The following is an 18,168-nucleotide window of genomic DNA, read 5'->3' as shown; positions in this document are numbered from 1 at the left end:
TTTCAGAGGTGAAACGGGTACCGTGATTAATCACTCAATGCCCCGTTTTCCTTTAGACTGCGCCCCTCAAGGAAGCCCCCAGGACACGGAATGCCAGTCCCTTCAAACACCCTTCGCAAAGCTCTGGTCGTTTGGCTATATGCCGCCGCACTGGTGCATCTGCTCGTCAGCATCCTGCTGACCTGGGCCGGCCATTCGGGATTGCTCGACGGCTACCTGCAAACCATCGAATACGCCTTCTGGACGGACGTGGTGCCGAGCGCCGCCCGCGAGCAACAAGTGTGGTGGCTCGCCTTGTTCGGTGCCACGTTGCAAAGCTATTCCCTCTACATGCTCGCCCTCGTGCACCTCGGCCATCGACTCAAAACCCCCATGGCGTGGGGTTGGTTGATCGCCGGCATCGTGCTCTGGGCGCCGCAGGACATGTTGGTTTCCTTCCAGGCGCAGGTCTGGTCGCACCTGTGGTTCGACAGTTTCGCGCTGCTCACTTTGCTGCCGCCGCTGTTCTGGCTTTATCGCCACGACCGCCGCACCACCACCTCAACACACACATCGAGTGACGCCAGCCATGCCTGATTTTTCTCTCCTGGATTGGGCCGTTACATTGCTGATCGCCCAGGCCATTCTGGGGGCGCTGGATACCCTGTATCACCACGAACTGACCGTCGCGCTGCCTTATCGACACAGTGCGCGGCTTGAGCTGTCTATCCACGCGTTACGTTCGTGTTTCTACGGGATTCTGTTTCTGGGCATGGCGCATCTGGCGTTTCAGGGCACGTGGGCGATTGTTATTGCGCTGCTGTTTGCCCTGGAGATTTGCCTGACGCTATGGGATTTCGTGGTCGAGGATCGGAGCCGCAAGCTGCCGGCTATCGAGCGGATCATGCACACCGTGCTGGCGGTGAACGGCGGGGCTTTTTTTGCGTTGTACGGCGTGCAACTGGCGCAGTGGGCGAGCTTGCCGACGGGGTTGAGCGCGATTGATTTTGGCTGGCGTGGCTGGTTGCTGACGCTGTTCGCTATCGGGGTCACTGCCTCGGGTATTCGCGACGGCTTGGCGGCGCTGCGCATGCAACGCGAAGGCAAACCGTCGAACCCGTTCGCGGGCGGGGCCTATAAGCGCGTACTGGTGACCGGCGGCACCGGGTTTATCGGTGAAACGCTGGTCAACCAATTGCTCGATGCCGGCCACACGGTCAGCGTGCTGGCGCGGGATCCGCTGAAGGCGGCTTACCTGTTCGACGGCCGGGCGCGCTGCGTGCGTTCGCTGAGCAAACTCGGTTACGACGAAGCCTTCGACGTGGTGATCAATCTGGCCGGGGCGCCAGTCGCCGGGCCGCGCTGGAGTCCCAAGCGTCAGGCGCAATTGATCGCCAGCCGGGTCAACACCACCGACAGCTTGATGACCTGGTTGAAGAATGCGCGGCACAAACCGGCGCTGTGGGTGCAGGCATCGGCCATTGGTTTTTACGGTGTGCGCGATGCCAGCGAAAGCCTCGATGAACAGGCCAGCAAGGGCGACGGTTTCATGGCCGAACTCTGCGCGCGTTGGGAGGCGGCTGCGCAACCGGCCACGCAGTTCGGTGTGCGTCAGGTAGTGCTGCGCCTCGGCGTGGTGTTCGGCCCGGGCGGCGCGTTGTTGCCGTTGCTGATTCCGTTTCGTCTGGGGTTCGGCGGGCGCATGGGCGATGGTCAGCAGATCATGAGTTGGGTGCATCGCGATGATGTGATTCAGGTGATCGCTCGGTCCTTCCACGATGAAAGTCTGCACGGCACTTACAACCTGGTGGCGCCGGAGGCGGTCAGTCAGGCTGCGTTTGCCGAGAACGTCGGCAAAGTCCTCAAGCGTCCGGTGTGGTTCCACGTTCCTGCGGCGCCAGTGCGCGCGCTGGCGGGGGAGATGGCGCAGTTGTTCTTCGACGGTCAGCGCGTGGTGCCCCAGCGTTTGAGCGAGGCGGGTTACACGTTTCGTTATCCGACCCTCGACGCGGCTCTGCGCGATCTGGCCTGAGGATTGTCCATGAGCAAGCCCTTGATGTACCTGCTGGCCGGCAACGGCAGCGCCGCCGATTGGTGGGATGACGCGTTGCCGCATTTTCAGCGCTACACCGTGGTGCCGCTGGAGCTGCCGGGTTTTGGCAGCAACCCGCAGCCACCTTGCGAGGATCTTGCCGCCTACGCGCAGACCTTGTTGGCGATGACGCAAAAGGGCAGCGCGATCATGGCGGTCGGGGTCAATGCGCTATTGGTGCTGCACGCGCTGCAACGTCGTCCTGGGCATTTTTCGCGTAGTGTTTTGTTGGCGCCGGTGGGGGCATTTCTCTGGCAACGTCGGCTGCCGGCGCTGATGTCGCCGCTGCCGATCCGCAAGACCATTCACTGGCTGCTGGCGAACAAACCGACACTGTTCGCGCGCAAGTTCTCCAACCAGATCTGGACGCCCGTGCAGTACCAACGCATGGGCGACGGCTATGCCCGCTGCCGCGCGTTTGTGCCGCACTGGGATCTGATTCGTGCTGATACCGCGTTGCCGCTGTTGGAGTGGATCACCGATCCGGTCGAGCTGATTTGGGGCGATCAGGACAACGTGCTCGGCATTGAACAAGCCGCCGCATGGTCGGCGATTCTGGCCCGCGCCGACCTGACCATCAGCCTGAAACCCGGTTGGGGCCATTACCCGTGGATCGACGCGCCGGCGCAGTTCGCACAGTGGCTGGAATCCGGCGAGCGTGGTTTTGTGGCGCACACCAAGGGCGGGCGTTTGCGCTTGGCTGAGTTGGCCCGGCAACCGGTGCCGGTGGCGCTGACCCTCAACGATTGCAATGACCCGCATCTGCCAGCCTTTCTCGCCGCCCAACCCGACGCGACCTGGGCGGTGCGCTCCTCCAGTTATGGCGAAGATCAGGCCGATTCGGCGAATGCCGGTCTGAGCACGACCTTCCTGCGTGAACCGAGCGCCAACGTGCCGACACGCATCGCTGAATTGACGGCCGAGGGTGTCGAGGAAGTGGTGGTGCAGCGCTTCATCACGCCACAGATCTCGGGCATCGCGTTTGTCCGACACCTGTCGGTAGAACTCGAATGGGTTGAAGGCCATCTGGAGTCGTTGGCCGATGGTCACGTCAGCCCCTCGCGGGCAACGCTGTCGCGGGTTGGCGATGCCTGGCGCAGCGGCACGTTCACGCCGTCCCACGGTTTGACCGAAGAGCTGCTGTGGCGCTTTCTGCAAGACGTGCTGCGCGTATTCCACTACGTGCCCGGCGACGTCGAATGGGCCTGGGACGGTACGCAACTGTGGTTGCTGCAATACCGGCCGATCAGCGATTACGGCTGGCGCCGCCACCTGACCGCCGCCAACATTGCCGAGATCCTGCCGCCGCAACCGAGCGTGCTGGTGGAGTACGCCCAGCGCCGCGCGGCAGCGAGTATTCCGGCGATCATGGCGCGTTGGGATGTGCGGGTGTTGCAGGACAACGAGCCGTTTACTGCGGTGTTTGGTGGCGCCTCCTACATCAACAACGATCTGTTCCTCGCCCGACTCGCCGACTGGGGCATCAGCGCCAGCAACTACGCCGATGAAGTCGGCGGCGCGACCCCGCATCTGCCATGGCAACCGTTGCGGCTACTGCGTTCGGTGCCGTTGTTCTTGCGCATGCAGCGCATTGGACGCGGGCACTTGCTGAGCCTTGAACACGGCTTGCAGCGCTTCGATCAGGAGCTGACCGAACTCGTCGCGCAAGGTGCCGATGGCCAGCAACTGGCGGACTGGTTCACCCGGTTTTACGTGTTCGTGGTGCAAGGCAACCTGTGCATCGCCACGGCGCTGGCCAGCAGTGGCGGCGATTGGCTCGGGCGTCCGCCGACCGCTTACGACAACCTCGAAAACAGCCCTCATCGGTTGCCATGGGAAACCGATCCGGCGACCCCTCGACCCACGTCGAGCAAACTGCCGTTGCAGCCATTTCCGCAGTGGTCGGGCTTGATCCGCCTCGCGCACTCGACCGGCCTGCCGGGCCTGCGCGGTTATTACCTGCAAGCGCGCGAGTGGTATCGCGACAACCTGATGCGAATCTTCTTCCGCCTGCACCACGCCATGCCGCTGGCCGACCGCGAACACTGGTTCGCGCCACACCCGGACATCCGTACCCGCGACGGCAGTTTCTGGCAGGACGGTCGCGAAGGCGCCGAACAGGCGACCGGGTTCATGATTTATCCGGGGCAGGTGCGGGGCATTCTTGGCGCTGACATCTTGCTGGAAGACACCCTCGATCCGGGGCGACATGCGCACTACCAAGCGGCGCGGGCGGTGATAGCGCGGATGGGTGGGCGCTTGTCGCATGGCTCGACGTTGTTGCGGGAGCTGCGCAAACCGTCGGCGGTGATGCCGCAGGTTGATCTGGCGTGGATGGGGTGTGAGGTGTTGTATCGCGATGGTGAGTTGGAACTGATGAATTCGAAGGATATGAAGTGAAACCTCGATACCTCCACGGGTTGCTGCCTGGTTTGTTCGCGCTTGCTCATACGGGCCACGCCGTTGCCGCAGATACCGTGATGGTCGGCAATGCGACAGGTCAATCGCCGGTTGCTCAAGGGCCAGTCGAAGCCTCGGTCGACATGACGTCTTGCCGTTTTTCGGTGACGCTTTCGCAAGATCAATGGCTGCAGTTCAACTCGCCCGATCTGGTGTTTGTCGCGGCAAAACAGCTGCCCGAAACATCCCGCGCACCTCACTTGTCGCAAGCGCAGACGTCGAGCGGCTATGAATGGAATTTCGCGAAGTCGGCAAACCTGAGCCAGACGTGGTTCGGGGTCATGTGTGAAAACGTCGGCAGCTTTTCCACTCTGACGACTCAGAAGCCGCCATCGGATGAAGCGATCGAACTGCAATTGCTGCGCGAGAGCAACGACCGCAAATGCCCGGCGACCCTGACCGATCACGGTTGGCTGCCAACGCCGTTGGCGGGAGACCCGCAAACTTATACGTTTGTGTCACTGGAGGGGAAGTCGTCAGGGTTCATCATCGGCTACCACCACAAGCAACAACCTCGGTTCAGCCGTATCGCCTTCTGCCTGACTCAAGGCGAGCAGGTGCTGATCGGCTCAGCCGAATCAGGTTCAGCCACCCCACTGGCGATAAGCACCGAAGGGTTCGAACAAATCAAGACCGCCGTGCGCAGCATTGCTTTCCAATGAGCATGCCGGCGATGCATCACACCGATGGAGTAACAGCGTGAAAGGATTTGCCATTCTATTTGCCAGCCTCTTGGCAGCTTCCACATCCCTGGCGTTCGCCGCCGAACCAGGCTTCAAGGAATACAGCGTTACACCTGTTTTCACCGGCACTCATCATGAACTTGTGCCGCAGGAAAACAGCAGTCCAGCGATGGACAGCGCCCGAGCCAAAGCCCTCCAGGGCAAAGTCAACTTCGCCGGCCATTACATCCTGCACCGGCTCGGCTGTGGCGGCGGCGCCATTTGCGGCGAAGTGCTGGACGCGCGCACCGGAGAGGTTGCCGGCGGGCTGCCAAATGCTTACGACGGCAACACTTTCTATATGGTCTACCAGCCCGATAGCCGCTTGATCATCGTTTCTGGCCTGACGCTCGATGGCGAAGAAGACGCCCAGGGGAATGCGCTGGAAAGCCGTAACCGGGACCGTTACTACGAGTTTGTGGACAACGAGTTTCGACTGCTGACGATGGTTGACGCAGAATCGCCGCCGCTTGATTAAGGCTGATGAGATGAGCCGGTATCGCCGACGGCTACGCAAAGTGTCTGGCGGGACAACAAGGCCGGTTGACGGCGACAAGGAATACTCAATGAATCAGCTTTTTTTTGCCGGCGGCCTGTCATTGCTGCTCTCGTTCCCGGCTTTCGCTGCGCCAGCGGATGCTTATACCCAGCGCGATGTGATGCAGTGTGGCGGCGTCGAAGTGGTGCTGGTCTCGTCTTGCCGAACAGTAACGGTGGAAGACACGGAAACCCATGTAATCCCGGTCTGTTCCGACCAGACCATCAACATCGGCGGCAAAGTACTTCGGCGTAATATTGGCAAAGTTTTACAACTCACGTCCGACGGTACGAAGACGAAGATGTTGAACAACGTGGTGGTGGCGATGGATTGCGTGACAGGCAGCAAGGGCAGCCTTGTTTCAATCGGCGGCTACGGCGGTTGCGGTGCCTGCCCGGAGTGGCGCGGTTATTACTCGACAGCCGGGCGACTGGAGCAATACAGCTTCGATAATAACCAGCGCTCTTTTGGTTCGAAGGGTTCCTGGGAAGAGCTGATCAAGGTGTATGGCGTCACGAAGAGACAACTGCAATCGGAAAGCCCTGCAGTGAAAAGGATCGGCTATGGCCAGCCTTAAGTGGGTGCTGATGATCGGCAGTCTGTTCATCGCCGCCAGTGCCTTTGCCGAAGATCCGCCAATAGTCGGTATCGACGGGCGCACAGTGACGTTTCGAGCGACAAAATGGACGATGCCCGGTGTGGAGTCGGCGACCGCCTGGTTCACCGCAAACGGCAAAACCTTCCCACTCTTCGGCTCCGACGTTGGCGCCGATGGGCACTCCGACTGGCTCAGTCCTGACAAGAAAACCTTGTTGCTCGACCCGGTGAGCTTCGGCATGTTGTCGGTCGAGAGTGGTGAAGAAAAACTGGTATCGCAACAGCATTGCGATGTGATCTCGATGGAGACCGGCTGCGTGCTGGCTGAGCGTTCTGCCAGCTTTTGTGTCGGTAAATGGGTGGGCAATCAGTGGGTTTCCGCAGACGGCGAAGTGCTCAATCCCGCCCTGGAGACGCAGTCCCCAAAGGACCTGCTGAAACATGTCTCGGGCATCGAGCCGGCGCAGTCCCGCGCAGAGTCCATCGAATGGAGCCTGAGCTTTTTAAGTCCGGAATCCTACATGGCGTGTCATCCCCCGGCGCAAAATGTTCAGGCGTTCAACGACCTGGGTTTTTACCTGGCCGAGGGCGGTAACGATGAGTTTGCACTGAAGTTTTATCGAGGCGTCGAGGCGGTCGGCAAGCGCACGGTGTTGATGTTGAACATGGCTGATTCACTGTGGCGCCTTGGTCGCAAGGACGAAGCGCAGCGCTATTACCGCCAGTACCGCGACGCGATGAGCGCAGAAGGCAAGGCGCAGAAAATTCCGCAACGCGTAACTGCGCGATCTGAAAATCAGGGACTGAAAAATTGAGCATGTTAATCCGGTTTATCGCGTTTTCCTTTGGATGCCTGTTTGCCTCCATCGCGATGGCCAAGGACGAATGCAAAGAGACCACCGTGAGCTGGCAGATTGATCTGTGCGTGGAAGCGGCACGCAAAGAAGCCGACGCACAGCTCAATGCTAGTTACAAGAAACTGCTTGCGCGGTTCGAGTCTCAGCAGCGGCGCGACCCTGAACAGGGCAAGGCGTTGATGGCGATGGCCAGAGAGGCCCAGCGCGCGTGGATCAAGCTGCGCGACACCACGTGCCCGCTCGAAGCCACGGAAAGCGAGCCCGGTGTGGCGCTGCATGTTACGACTATCAACAACTGCATGGCCAGAATGAGCCTGGAGCGTGCGGCTTATCTGGACACTATCGTCGCTGATGAGCCGGGTAATGTGGTTGATCTCAACAAGGTGTTCCTGTCCGGCTCCCAGCGCTTCGGCGATGTCGTGGCGCGTTATGTCAGCACCTTTGGCAGCCCTTGTTTGACGGTTCAGATTCTGGCGCCCAACGGCGGCTGGAGAGTGCTGTCCTCCAAGCGGTTTTGCAGTTTTGACGGCAAATCGTTTTGGGATGGCTATGCCAGTGCGTTGTTTGAGGATCATGCATTTGCTGCCGATGGTTTACACCTGACGCTCAGCTTGTTCGAGCTTCGTGGGGACGGAGAGAAGCAGCTCTCATGCGTGATTCCGATTCAGAATGAGCAAATCAAAGAACTGAAGTGCGGCGCACCTGAGGCAGCGTGAAACCATCAGCGTAAACATTTGAAGATTGATCAATAAGGAAGTGGGTGGAATTGGCCAGGCTCTTAAGTTTTATTGCTGCGCTCGGATGCATGGTCGGTTTGTCGGCTCAACCGGCATCGGCAAGTGACCCACAAACCATCGGCGAGCTGCATCCGCCGGTGGTTGCTTCGTTGGGTGATCAAAAGATCACGGTGTTCTTTTTGAAGAACAACCTTAAAGGTCAGGTTGGGGACGTGCATGTGCCTGATGCTGAAATTTTCTACGCACCCATGAATGCGGTGAAGCCTTCGCTGAATTATGTGTGGAAGGTCGAAGGCGAACAAATTGCCTCGGTGTTCTTCTTCGAGCGCAAATTCCCTGGGCGAGCGGGGAAGTCCATGTTTGTTCTGACGGAAACACCTGAGTCGAACAATGGATTCCAAGGTGTTTCCTATTCAACCCAAGAGCTGCACCTCGTGAAGAATGGCGACCGATTGTCGTTGGAGTTTCTCCGCGGCAATGCCTATCCCCCGGAATTGCAGAACTGTTACGAAGGTCGCGATTTGGATAAAGGGATAGACGTGGAGTGCGCATACAAAGATGCGGCGAGTATTAAGAAGTTTCTGGCGGCCCAGGATGAAAAGATGATTGCGGATCAGAAACAACAACTTGGCCTGATCCGAGAACCTCTGAAAACCGGTGGTGACGTGGCTAATGTCACTTGTCCCTCAACCGAATTTTCCACGTTCCTCGCAGCCTTCTCCGAGCGCACAGACGTGCAAAAAGCATTCGTACAACAGCCGCTGCAAATGGTCACCACCGTGGCCGGCGATCCCGAGCCTGAGATGGAAAAGCGCAGTGTCAGCGGCGATCAGATCAAGTTTCCAATCATCCCGGATCGCGTGAAACGAGAGGCCGATGGTCTTACGTTGACCGTCAAGGAAGAGCGGCGCAACAACGCCACGGCGATCCTGCAGAAGCCGGATACCGATTATGTCTTCGAGTACCGGTTTGTTCGTGGGCAATGTTGGCGGTTGGAAGAAGTGATGGATTATTCGCTTTAAAAACGCAGGAGGCGTTACCGAGCGGCAGCGTTTTGTTCGATCAGGAATGAGTTTGTAACCAGGGAGGCATGTTGAAAAAATTACTGTTGCTGGCGTTGTTACTTTGTTCTTTGCCTGTGGCTGCGCAACCGATGTTCCCGGCACTCAAGTCCTGCAAGAGTGCTGGTAGCGATTGCGTGTTGAGGCTCGATAGCAATTTTTTCCTGGTGGACGTCGCCTCCGGGAAACGACTGTCCGAGACCGCGGAGTCGGCAGGGGCTATGAGTGGTTTCTGGCTGTATCGAGATGGAGACCGGTACATCCTCGAGAACGAAAATTACTCCCAGGCGAAGTCGCGTCGTTGGTTGGTTTTTACCTATAACAACGGCAGGGTGGTGCTCGACGGTGCGTATATTTTTTCGATAGACATGGCTGAGACGGGGCCGTACTGGCATGGCTATGACTGCCGAGGAAACTCCAGTCCGTTCACAAACCCAGGTAGTGAGCCTTTCAGTGACGCCGCTTTGGAAGAGTTGTGCGGTGGTGCCGAAGGCTGGGTCGTCTCGGGGAAGGATTCTGTGGTGCCCGTATCGGCCAAAGGTCTGGCCGTCAGCGTCCCCGTTTACCACGCCCGCAACCGCGACGGTTCTGCGACGTACCTGTTTACTGAAAGCGATGTTCCGGATCTTTCGAAGCTGGTGTGCCTGTCCAATTGTGCCGATGTCGCACAAACGCCGGAGCGCGTCTCGCAAGAGACCGCGCCATTGAAGGGTGGGCAGGATGGAACGTTGTGCTCGGATGACGAAGATATTTACTTCAGCTGTCCGTTGGACGGCGGCAAAACGGTTTCTGTTTGTGCGCGTGGAAACAGCAAGCCTACGGCCGGTTCTGTTCAGTACCGTTATGGCGTGCCGGGAAAAATAGAGATGATCTATCCGAAGAGTGCCTTACCGCCCAAGGGCAAGTTCTTTGTTGTGAATGCGTCGGAAGGCAGCGTGAACCTGAACATTATCAAGTTCAAAACTGGTCCTTACACCTACCTCGTTAACCAAGCCTTTGTCAGTTATCTGACCGTGCTCAAGGATGACAAGCTTGTGTTCAGGCAGCGTTGCGGTGCGGGAAGTTATTCTTATATCAACCGGGCAGCGCTCCAAGGGTTGCAGTCACGTCCTAAAAGCGCAGAAGACTTTCGCTAGCCCGGGCTGGTAATGAAGATCGAGAAAGGGGACGTAATGTCCCCTTTTTTTCGTCCGCGATTTTGCTACGGCTTAACCCCGTACTCCTTCAACTCGATGTGATCGAGCGCGCCTTCCACCATCAGATGAGCCCCATCCGCCATTCTGCTGAGCGCAAGGGCGACTGAGCGGCGGGTGCCTTCGATGTCGTCGGCCAGGTCGGCGGCGATGGCGCTGATGGACTTCAGGTCTTCTGAGGCGTTGGCCAGGAGGGCTTCGGTGTCGATGTCGGGGGAGACGGTGAAGAGCTTGCCTTTGCGCTTGGGTTTTTCGTTGGGTGGCGGGGCGAAATGGTGGTCGAGGGCGCGTTCGGCGGCTTCGTGGAGTTTTCTGGAATCGAAGGATTCGTAGGGGGATGTGGCTGGGTTTTCTGGGGGATTCGGTGTTGGCTTGATCATTAAGTGTTACTCCATTGATTTAAGGAGCTGACACCGTTTCGCGTGCACTTCGAAAGAGGTGGCAGCTGTGCATAGGTGTGCAAGACCGGTGGAGTCACCCGGCAGACCCGAAGGTCTCCCATACACAGCCGCCATAACGATTCGCGAGCATAGGAAAACGCTCGATGAATTGCCATAACCGAATGTGTACTCCACCGGACTTGCACGTCCGAATCACCGATTTTGCGGTGACGGACAGAGGTTATCGGTGAAGGTGAGGGCTGCCTAGTTCATGGACAGCCCGGCGTTTTGAAGGAAATGTCCGAGAAGTTTGAGGGCATCAAGATCAAAAGATCGCAGCCTTCGGCAGCTCCTACAGAAATGTGTTTCTTCAGGTGTAGGACGGGTGTTGGGTGTGACGCGGAGCGTCACGGGATGCATTCCCACGCGGGAGCGTGGGAACGATCAAGGTGGGGGGCGGGGAAAGCGTGACTTGGCGGTCATCATGCGGGAAAAGCGGTTCATCTTCTTCTAACGCAACCCGATGGTGGCGTTCTGGCTTGAAGCGGCTACACTGCGCCGGCCGTTCATTTTTCTTTTGAGGCTGTGCGCATGAAATTTCGTTTTCTTCTGTGGATGCTGGGTTTGTTGATGGGTAAGGCGAGTCGGACTAATCCTGCGTTTCAGCAGCAGTTGGGTGACAAGGCGCTTGTATTCCAATTACAGACCCTGGACGGGAAAGTGGCGCGGCATTTTTTTGTGAAGGACCAGCGCATTACCAGCAAGTCGGGTGTGTATGCCGAGCCGGCGTTTGCGATTGCCTTTAAAGACGCAGCGTATGGTTTTGCCACGATGCAGGCGAAGAACAAGCAATTGGCGTTTATGACGGGGATTCAGGACAAGTCGATTCAGATCAAGGGCAACCCGGCGTTGGTGATCTGGTTTCAGGGGTTGACCAAGTATTTGAAGCCGAGGAAGGCTAAGGCTAAAGCCAAGGTATGATGTCTTTCAGGTAGACCGGGTTGGATTCATCGCGAGCAGGCTCGCTCCCACAGGGTTTAGGTGATCCCCTGTGGAGCTTCTTCAGCCATCCGACTCAGGAGGCTCGGGGGCGTCGAGTGGCTGGGCCCGGTATGCCTTGTAGATCTGCTGGACTTGCGGGTTGTCCAGGTTCTCGTATGTGATGTCTTCCTTGTCCAGGCCATCCAGGCCTCTGATACCACTGATGGTCCCTGGCCACTCGTCACGACTGGATATATCGACTACGAACGGGTTGAGGTAGTTATCGAGATGCCTCTCGCGAGGCTCTCGGATCTCGTCGCTGAGTGCCCGCAGGTAGTCGTCTTTGCTTGTCCTTGACCAGTCAATGGCGAACTCGGCTCGATAACAGAGTTCCATGAAGACTAATAGAATCGTGCGCCCATTGCCGTCCAGGAAGGGGTGTGCAAAAGCCAACTGACCCATAACCCCACCGGGATGGTCTCTGAAGCGTTTCTTGTCAGCTGCTAGCTTAAGCGCATAGTCGACAGACATTTTGATGGAGTCCGGGCGCTCGAAGACGGTGCTGCGGGGATCGTCGAGGGAGCCCTTGAAGACTGCCAGATGAGGGACAAGCTCGTTCCGGTCTTTTCCTGCCCAGTGATAGAAGCCGGAGAACAGGATTTCGTGAACTTTGAGTACAGTCTTGTAATCGATTGGCTTTTTCTTGGCCAAATAGGCAAGCGCATCTTCGATACTCAACTCGAACGAGAGATGTTCTGACTCTTTTACTTCAGTGGGATCTTTCAGTTGCAGCGAGTTTTGAAGATATCCAGCAGTTTCGAAGTCGCCGAACGGATCAAAACTCATGCGCTACGTTTCTGTGCGCGCCTTTCCTGAAGATAGCGCCCTTGGAGCGCCAGGATTTCAGACTTGCTCAGAACGCCTTTTCTCTTGAGATTGACGAGCAACTGTTCGATGCCATCCAGCTCGACGACATCGCCAGCCAAACGGGTAATGCTCATGGCCATACGGCTCATGCCGTCACGTCCAGCAGTGACCTTGTTTTCTTTCGCAAGCTTACGGACTTGGGTTGCAACACTGACAGCAGCTGTTTTGGTCATCGGAAAGCCCTCTATTTGCAGTCAAATCATAGCAGGGCGCCTGCTTATTGTCCTCGCTGGCTCATAGCCAACCATCAGGTGAAAAGCGTGCCTTCCATCCCGCCGAACCGGCGTTTGCGATTGCGTTCAAGGACGCGGAGTATGGCTTTGCCACGATGCAGGCGAAGAACAAGCAGTTGGCGTTTATGACGGGGATTCAGGACAAGTCGATTCAGATCAAGGGGAATCCGGCGTTGGTGATCTGGTTTCAGGGGTTGACCAAATATTTGAAGCCTAGGAAGGCTAAAGTCAGGGCTTGAGGTCGATGATTAACCCTGTGGCGAGGGAGCTTGCTCCCGCTGGGCTGCGAAGCGGCCCTAAAGCCTGAGACTTCGGTTGTATCTGACACGCTGCGGCGGCTGGGTTGCGACTGCTGCGCAGTCGAGCGGGAGCAAGCTCCCTCGCGACTATGGGGTGTGGTGATTCAGGTAGACCGAGGTGGATTCTTCGCGGGCAAGCCTCGCTCCTACAGGGTTTTGGTGATCCGTAGGAGCGAGGCTTGCCCGCGATGCTTTTAGGCCTGGCTGAATTGCGAAGCCAGTTCGCGCAGCAGCACTTCGGCTTCGAGGACTTTGCTGACCACATCGTTGGCCTTGTCACGAGTCAGGCCTACGCGCTCCAGCAGCGCATCGGGGATGTCTTCATCCGGCCCGGAGCCAATCCCGCGGCTGCGCAGCAGGCGTACGGCCAGGCACACGAGGTTCGGGTATTCGGCGTAGTCGCCGTCGTAGCTTGGGTCGTGCTGGAAGCGCAGGGCGGTGGCCAGTTCTTCGGGCATGTCCCAGTAGCGCATCAGCCATGAGCCGATCTGTTCGCGGCTGATGCCCAGCAGGTGTTGTTCCACGTAGCTGTGGCACAGGTGCGGGTTGACCTCCAGGTGGCGGCAGATCAGCGAGAAGTGCGGCGGAAATACGTGGGCCAACAGCAGGTAGCCGAAGTTGTGCAGCAGGCCGGCGAGGTAGGTCAGGCCGGCTTCCGGGCGCTGGGCGCGGGGCATGGCGCGGGTCAGGCCTTCGATGACGGCGGCGGTGTAGATCGATTGCTGCCAGTACGGCGTGGTGTGTTGCGGGTGGTCTTTGGGCAGGCTCAGGGTTTTGCCCAGGGCCAGGCCCAGCGCCAGGTTGATCACCAGGTCGAAACCCAGCACCCGCACGATGGCGTCTTCCACTGAACGAATCTTGCCCGGCGAGGCGTAGTACGGCGACGCTGCCCAGCTGACGACTTGTGCGGCCAGGGCCGGGTCGGTTTCGACCACGCCGGTGATGTCGTCGATGGTGGCGTTGGGGTCGACCCGCAGTTTGATGATTTTCTGCGCGGTTTCGGCCAGCGGCGGAATTTCGATGGTCGCTTCCAGGCGTTGCTGAATGCGCCGCGCGGTGAACGCTTGCACGGCCTGGGTGATTTCCTTGCGGTCATCGTCGGGGCGGTCGAGGTTCGGGCGGATGCTGTTCACGGCTTCGCCGAAGTTGGCGGCGCTGGCCTTGGTGAGCATGGTTTTGAAATCGTCGCTGGTGATTTCCAGCAGCACGCCCGGCTCGCCCGAGTTGATCAGCAACGTCGGTTCGCGCAGCAGGCTTTCTTCATACAGGCACGGCGAGCTGGTGAGCGCCGGCAGGCCGGGCAGCAGGCTCAGGCTGTGTTTGCCGAGCATCTTTTCCAGGCGCTCGGTAGAGACGGCGGTCAATCGGCGGCCGGTGAGTTCGGCGAGGCGGTTGAGGTCCAGCAGTTGGTTCTGTGGGAACAACACCATCAGCGCGCCCACGGCGTCATCCAGCAAAACAGCCTGCACTTTACGCGCGGTGTTCAGGCCGTGATGGTCCAGGACTTCTTCGTAGGCGATGCCCAGCTTGCCAAGCAGTAGCCGAATAACCGACGGAGCGTGCGGGGTGGCGGGTGCGAGGGCAACGTCGGTCATGGTCTGTATCCGTTTGCAAACAATTGCAGGAGTATAACCAGCTTGTTTGAAGCCAGGGTCCAGAAACTGCGACAGTGCTCACACTTGGCCGTATTGCTGCCCATGGCGTAGCCAGCGGTCGAGCAGCGGGCTGACGTGATCCGGCCAGCGTTCGAGCAAGGCCTGGGCGGCGTCGCGCACGGCGGGCAGCAAGTCGGCGTCGCGCATCAGGTCGGCGACCTTGAATTGCAGCAGGCCGGTCTGGCGCGTACCGAGCATTTCGCCGGGGCCGCGCAGTTCGAGGTCTTTTTCGGCGATGACAAAACCATCGTTGGTTTCGCGCATGATGCCCAGCCGCTGACGGCCGATCTGCGACAGCGGCGGATGGTAAAGCAGCACGCAATGGCTGACGGCGCTGCCCCGACCGACACGGCCACGCAGTTGGTGCAGCTGCGCGAGCCCGAGGCGCTCGGGGTTTTCGATGATCATCAGGCTGGCGTTGGGCACATCGACGCCGACTTCGATCACGGTGGTGGCGACCAGCAGTTGCAGGTTGCCGGCCTTGAACTCGGCCATCACCGCAGCTTTCTCGGCGGGCTTCATGCGCCCGTGGATCAAGCCGACTTTCAACTCGCCGAGGGCGGCGGTGAGGTCTTCATAGGTGGTTTCGGCGGCCTGACAGGTCAGCTCTTCAGACTCTTCGATCAGCGTGCATACCCAATAGGCTTGTCGCCCTTCGGCACAAGCGCCGCGCACCCGTTCGATCACTTCGACGCGCCGGGTGTCGGTGACCAGCACCGTGTTGACCGGGGTGCGGCCGGGGGGCAGTTCGTCGAGGATCGAGGTGTCGAGGTCGGCGTAGGCGCTCATGGCCAGCGTCCGGGGAATCGGCGTGGCGGTCATGATCAGCTGGTGCGGACACATCCGCCCGCCGACGCCTTTCTGCCGCAATGCCAGGCGCTGTTGCACGCCGAAGCGGTGTTGTTCGTCGATGATTGCCAGCGCCAGGTTCTTGAACTGCACTTCGTCCTGGAACAGCGCGTGGGTGCCGACCACCATGGGCGTACCGCTGGCGATTTGCTCCAGCGCGGCGACGCGGTTTTTGCCCTTGAGCTTGCCGGCCAGCCACGCGACTTCGATGCCCAGCGGTTCGAGCCAGCGCTTGAAGGTGATGAAGTGCTGCTCGGCGAGAATTTCGGTGGGCGCCATCAGTGCGACTTGATAACCGGCCTCCAGCGCTTGCAGCGCGGCGAGGGCGGCGACCACGGTTTTGCCGGCGCCAACGTCGCCCTGAATCAGTCGCAGCATCGGCTCGTGCTGGCTGAGGTCGTAAGCGATTTCGTTGCCGACCCGTTGCTGGGCGCCGGTTGGGGTGAAGCCGAGGTTGGCCAGATACTGGGCGGGCAGCTTGGTGGCTTTCGGCATGGCCGGCGCACGCAGGGCACGCATGCTCTCGCGCAGACGCTGCTGAGACAGTTGATGGGTCAGCAGTTCTTCGAAGGCCAAACGGTGTTGGGCCCAGTGATGACCGAGGGCGAGTTCGTCGACATCGGCATCGGCGGGCGGGTGATGCAGGTAGCGGATCGCATCGGCCAGCGGCGCCAGTTGATAGTCCCGGGCCAGTTCGGTCGGCAGCCAGTCGGGCAGGCTGCTGGGGCCGAGCAGGGTCAGGGTTTGCATGCACAGTTGGCGCAAACGCTGCTGGGTCAGGCCTTCGGTGAGCGGGTAGACCGGGGTCAGGGTTTCATCCACCGGCGGCGGCTCATCGCCCGTGATGGCGCGGTATTCCGGGTGGTAGATCTCCAGCCCCGACGCACCGGGCCGCGCCTCGCCGTAGCAGCGAATGCGCGTGCCGCGTTTGAGGCCTTCTTTCTGGGCGTTGCTGAAATGGTAGAAACGCAGGCTGAGCCCGCCGGTGCCGTCCTGCAGACGGACAACCAGACTGCGGCGCCGGCCCATGACCACGTCGGCGCCGCTGACGGTGCCTTCGATCACGGCGTCCTGGCCGGGTCGTAAGTGGCCGATCGGGACCACACGGGTGCGGTCCTGATAACGCAGCGGCAGGTGGAACAGCACGTCCTGGAGGTTCTCCAGGCCGACCTTGGCCAGTTTCTCGGCCATGGCTTCGCCGACACCCTTGAGTGCCGTCACCGACACTTGCGACAACTCGGTCATGACAGCGACTTAACCGGCCACCACCGGCGCGGGCGGCTTGGCCACCGAGCACAGGCGAATGGAGTCGGCGAGGATTTCAATCGCCTTTGGCCGCGGGAAGCTCGCGCGCCAGGCGATGGCCACGGTGCGGAACGGCACGGGCGCGCTCAGTGGGCGCACTTCGATCACGCCGGGCGCGTAGTGATGGCTGTCCACCGCCGACAGCGGCAGGATCGAAATGCCCAGGCCGGAGGCGACCATGTGGCGAATGGTTTCCAGCGAGCTGGATTCCACCGTGGTGTGTTTGGCGCCGTCGTTGCCTTTGGCCAGGGTCGGGCAGGCTTCCAGCACTTGATCGCGGAAGCAGTGGCCTTCGCCGAGCAGCAGCAGGCTCTTGTCGTTGAGCAGGGCGGCGTCGATGGATTCTTTTTGCGTCCACGGGTGCTGGGCCGGCATCAGGACGTAGAACGGTTCGTCGTAGAGCTGCAGGGTCAGCACGTCGGCTTCGTTGAACGGCAGGGCGATGATGATCGCGTCGAGCTCGCCGTTGCGCAGTTTGTCGCGCAGCACGTGGGTGAAGTTTTCTTCAATGTACAACGGCATCTGCGGGGCGACCCGGTGCAGTTGTGGAATCAGGTGCGGGAACAGGTACGGGCCGACGGTGTAGATCGCGCCGACTTTCAGCGGGGCGGTCAGCTGGTTCTTGCCGGCCTGGGCCAGTTCGCGGATGCCTTGGGCCTGTTCCAGGACTTTCTGCGCCTGGGCGACAATGCCTTCGCCCACCGGGGTCAGGCGCACGGCGCTCTTGCTGCGCTCGAAAATCAGCACACCGAGTTCGTCTTCAAGCTTTTTCACGCCCACCGACAGGGTCGGCTGGCTGACGTGGCAACGCTCGGCCGCGTGGCCGAAGTGCTGCTCTTGGGCGAGGGTAACGATGTAGCGTAATTCTGTCAGAGTCATAGCAAGCGTCCATGAAGTTGCGGGCCAAGCATACCGGCTGCAATCGATAGACGCACGTTATCAGACTGAGTGCGTTGAGTGACACAGGGCAATGCAGGTTTGCCGTTTCCAGATATGCAAAAGGCATCTTTCCGGTGCCTTTATGGTTGTTGCATAACCTGTGGGAGCGCGTTCTTACATGAGAATGCGGTCGAATGTGAGAGCGGGTTTGCTCGCGAAGGCGATCGAATGACCGCCGAAACGCTCAACCCCTGCCAGTTGTCCACAGGCAGCAGCCTCCATAGACACTCTTTCACCTTTAATCATTGGGCCGTCCTGCGGCGCAAATGCTAATCTCCACCCCACTTTCAGCACAGTCGTGACCGCACCCGTCATGGGTTCAGGGAAGACGACCACACTTTCAACAACGGACATTGATCGGGTA

18 protein-coding genes and 1 pseudogene are annotated in these 18,168 nt (G+C 59.5%); 12 read left to right on the top strand and 7 right to left on the bottom strand.

The window, feature by feature from the left end; all coding sequences use genetic code 11:
* Nucleotides 1–90: 90 nt before the first annotated feature.
* The 10 genes from QMK51_RS27525 to QMK51_RS27480 all read left to right on the top strand — a co-directional run bounded on the left by QMK51_RS27525 (nucleotide 91) and on the right by QMK51_RS27480 (nucleotide 10,179).
* Nucleotides 91–576 carry a cell division protein gene (locus QMK51_RS27525; protein ID WP_320392632.1) on the top strand — a complete coding sequence of 162 codons (486 nt, stop codon included), beginning with the start codon at nucleotides 91–93 and terminating at the stop codon, nucleotides 574–576.
* Nucleotides 569–2,011 carry a TIGR01777 family oxidoreductase gene (locus QMK51_RS27520; RefSeq protein WP_320392631.1) on the top strand — a complete coding sequence of 481 codons (1,443 nt, stop codon included), beginning with the start codon at nucleotides 569–571 and terminating at the stop codon, nucleotides 2,009–2,011. Before QMK51_RS27525 ends, QMK51_RS27520 begins: the two co-directional genes overlap by 8 nt.
* Nucleotides 2,012–2,020: 9 nt before the next feature.
* Nucleotides 2,021–4,471 carry an alpha/beta fold hydrolase gene (locus tag QMK51_RS27515; protein ID WP_320392630.1) on the top strand — a complete coding sequence of 817 codons (2,451 nt, stop codon included), beginning with the start codon at nucleotides 2,021–2,023 and terminating at the stop codon, nucleotides 4,469–4,471.
* Nucleotides 4,472–4,551: 80 nt separating this feature from the next.
* Entirely contained in the window at nucleotides 4,552–5,193 is a 642-nt protein-coding gene (locus QMK51_RS27510) for a hypothetical protein (RefSeq protein ID WP_320392629.1), read from the top strand.
* Nucleotides 5,194–5,230: 37 nt separating this feature from the next.
* Nucleotides 5,231–5,731 carry a hypothetical protein gene (locus tag QMK51_RS27505; protein WP_320392628.1) on the top strand — a complete coding sequence of 167 codons (501 nt, stop codon included), beginning with the start codon at nucleotides 5,231–5,233 and terminating at the stop codon, nucleotides 5,729–5,731.
* 88 nt (nucleotides 5,732–5,819) lie between these two features.
* On the top strand, nucleotides 5,820–6,368 hold the full coding sequence (locus tag QMK51_RS27500; RefSeq protein ID WP_258698120.1) for a hypothetical protein: 549 nt from the start codon (nucleotides 5,820–5,822) through the stop codon (nucleotides 6,366–6,368).
* Entirely contained in the window at nucleotides 6,355–7,203 is an 849-nt protein-coding gene (locus QMK51_RS27495; protein ID WP_258698119.1) for a tetratricopeptide repeat protein, read from the top strand. The genes QMK51_RS27500 and QMK51_RS27495 overlap by 14 nt, the downstream gene beginning before the upstream one ends.
* Before the next feature lie 2 nt (nucleotides 7,204–7,205).
* Nucleotides 7,206–7,961, top strand: a complete 756-nt coding sequence (locus QMK51_RS27490; RefSeq protein ID WP_320394571.1) for a lysozyme inhibitor LprI family protein — start codon at nucleotides 7,206–7,208, stop codon at nucleotides 7,959–7,961.
* Between the two features lie 44 nt (nucleotides 7,962–8,005).
* Nucleotides 8,006–9,004, top strand: coding sequence for a hypothetical protein (locus QMK51_RS27485; RefSeq protein ID WP_413817506.1), 999 nt, complete (start codon nucleotides 8,006–8,008; stop codon nucleotides 9,002–9,004).
* A gap of 68 nt (nucleotides 9,005–9,072) precedes the next feature.
* Nucleotides 9,073–10,179, top strand: coding sequence for a hypothetical protein (locus QMK51_RS27480; protein ID WP_320392626.1), 1,107 nt, complete (start codon nucleotides 9,073–9,075; stop codon nucleotides 10,177–10,179).
* A gap of 65 nt (nucleotides 10,180–10,244) precedes the next feature.
* On the opposite strand, the gene QMK51_RS27475 is transcribed toward QMK51_RS27480, so the two are convergent.
* Nucleotides 10,245–10,616: a DUF6124 family protein gene (locus QMK51_RS27475; RefSeq protein ID WP_320392625.1), complete on the bottom strand. Its 372-nt coding sequence runs from the start codon at nucleotides 10,614–10,616 to the stop codon at nucleotides 10,245–10,247.
* A 591-nt stretch (nucleotides 10,617–11,207) separates the two neighbouring features.
* On the opposite strand from QMK51_RS27475, the gene QMK51_RS27470 reads away from it, so the two are divergent.
* Nucleotides 11,208–11,597: a helicase gene (locus tag QMK51_RS27470; protein WP_253417597.1), complete on the top strand. Its 390-nt coding sequence runs from the start codon at nucleotides 11,208–11,210 to the stop codon at nucleotides 11,595–11,597.
* A gap of 81 nt (nucleotides 11,598–11,678) precedes the next feature.
* On the opposite strand, the gene QMK51_RS27465 is transcribed toward QMK51_RS27470, so the two are convergent.
* Both QMK51_RS27465 and QMK51_RS27460 read right to left on the bottom strand, forming a co-directional pair.
* Nucleotides 11,679–12,443 carry a Fic/DOC family protein gene (locus QMK51_RS27465; protein WP_320392624.1) on the bottom strand — a complete coding sequence of 255 codons (765 nt, stop codon included), beginning with the start codon at nucleotides 12,441–12,443 and terminating at the stop codon, nucleotides 11,679–11,681.
* A complete protein-coding gene (locus QMK51_RS27460) occupies nucleotides 12,440–12,697 on the bottom strand; it encodes a hypothetical protein (protein WP_320392623.1) in 258 nt (85 codons plus the stop codon). Before QMK51_RS27460 ends, QMK51_RS27465 begins: the two co-directional genes overlap by 4 nt.
* Nucleotides 12,698–12,798: 101 nt before the next feature.
* Here QMK51_RS27460 and QMK51_RS27455 point away from each other — a divergent pair.
* Nucleotides 12,799–12,996, top strand: a pseudogene (locus QMK51_RS27455) (helicase); the annotation flags it as partial.
* 254 nt (nucleotides 12,997–13,250) lie between these two features.
* On the opposite strand, the gene QMK51_RS27450 reads toward QMK51_RS27455, so the two are convergent.
* The 4 genes from QMK51_RS27450 to QMK51_RS27435 all read right to left on the bottom strand — a co-directional run bounded on the left by QMK51_RS27450 (nucleotide 13,251) and on the right by QMK51_RS27435 (nucleotide 18,158).
* Complete coding sequence (locus QMK51_RS27450; RefSeq protein ID WP_258698114.1) at nucleotides 13,251–14,651, bottom strand: aminoacyl-tRNA deacylase and HDOD domain-containing protein; 1,401 nt, start codon at nucleotides 14,649–14,651, stop codon at nucleotides 13,251–13,253.
* A 78-nt stretch (nucleotides 14,652–14,729) separates the two neighbouring features.
* Complete coding sequence (gene recG, locus QMK51_RS27445) at nucleotides 14,730–16,805, bottom strand: ATP-dependent DNA helicase RecG (protein WP_320392622.1); 2,076 nt, start codon at nucleotides 16,803–16,805, stop codon at nucleotides 14,730–14,732.
* Between the two features lie 9 nt (nucleotides 16,806–16,814).
* Nucleotides 16,815–17,744 carry a hydrogen peroxide-inducible genes activator gene (locus QMK51_RS27440; RefSeq protein WP_008007618.1) on the bottom strand — a complete coding sequence of 310 codons (930 nt, stop codon included), beginning with the start codon at nucleotides 17,742–17,744 and terminating at the stop codon, nucleotides 16,815–16,817.
* 174 nt (nucleotides 17,745–17,918) lie between these two features.
* Entirely contained in the window at nucleotides 17,919–18,158 is a 240-nt protein-coding gene (locus tag QMK51_RS27435) for a hypothetical protein (protein ID WP_320392621.1), read from the bottom strand.
* Nucleotides 18,159–18,168: the final 10 nt, after the last annotated feature.

The organism is Pseudomonas sp. P9_31, from assembly GCF_034008235.1.
In the GTDB taxonomy this organism is placed as follows: Bacteria; Pseudomonadota; Gammaproteobacteria; order Pseudomonadales; family Pseudomonadaceae; genus Aquipseudomonas.
The sequence above is the reverse complement of the archived record's forward strand: the minus strand, read 5'-3'. Positions and strand labels throughout refer to the sequence as shown.

Coding starts and splice junctions, on each gene's coding strand:
- QMK51_RS27525 (WP_320392632.1), top strand. CDS start 91: ATGCCAGTCCCTTCAAACACCCTTCGCAAAGCTCTGGTCGTTTGGCTA.
- QMK51_RS27520 (WP_320392631.1), top strand. CDS start 569: ATGCCTGATTTTTCTCTCCTGGATTGGGCCGTTACATTGCTGATCGCC.
- QMK51_RS27515 (WP_320392630.1), top strand. CDS start 2,021: ATGAGCAAGCCCTTGATGTACCTGCTGGCCGGCAACGGCAGCGCCGCC.
- QMK51_RS27510 (WP_320392629.1), top strand. CDS start 4,552: ATGGTCGGCAATGCGACAGGTCAATCGCCGGTTGCTCAAGGGCCAGTC.
- QMK51_RS27500 (WP_258698120.1), top strand. CDS start 5,820: ATGAATCAGCTTTTTTTTGCCGGCGGCCTGTCATTGCTGCTCTCGTTC.
- QMK51_RS27495 (WP_258698119.1), top strand. CDS start 6,355: ATGGCCAGCCTTAAGTGGGTGCTGATGATCGGCAGTCTGTTCATCGCC.
- QMK51_RS27490 (WP_320394571.1), top strand. CDS start 7,206: ATGTTAATCCGGTTTATCGCGTTTTCCTTTGGATGCCTGTTTGCCTCC.
- QMK51_RS27480 (WP_320392626.1), top strand. CDS start 9,073: ATGTTGAAAAAATTACTGTTGCTGGCGTTGTTACTTTGTTCTTTGCCT.
- QMK51_RS27475 (WP_320392625.1), bottom strand. CDS start 10,616: ATGATCAAGCCAACACCGAATCCCCCAGAAAACCCAGCCACATCCCCC.
- QMK51_RS27470 (WP_253417597.1), top strand. CDS start 11,208: ATGAAATTTCGTTTTCTTCTGTGGATGCTGGGTTTGTTGATGGGTAAG.
- QMK51_RS27465 (WP_320392624.1), bottom strand. CDS start 12,443: ATGAGTTTTGATCCGTTCGGCGACTTCGAAACTGCTGGATATCTTCAA.
- QMK51_RS27460 (WP_320392623.1), bottom strand. CDS start 12,697: ATGACCAAAACAGCTGCTGTCAGTGTTGCAACCCAAGTCCGTAAGCTT.
- QMK51_RS27450 (WP_258698114.1), bottom strand. CDS start 14,651: ATGACCGACGTTGCCCTCGCACCCGCCACCCCGCACGCTCCGTCGGTT.
- recG (WP_320392622.1), bottom strand. CDS start 16,805: ATGACCGAGTTGTCGCAAGTGTCGGTGACGGCACTCAAGGGTGTCGGC.
- QMK51_RS27440 (WP_008007618.1), bottom strand. CDS start 17,744: ATGACTCTGACAGAATTACGCTACATCGTTACCCTCGCCCAAGAGCAG.
- QMK51_RS27435 (WP_320392621.1), bottom strand. CDS start 18,158: ATGTCCGTTGTTGAAAGTGTGGTCGTCTTCCCTGAACCCATGACGGGT.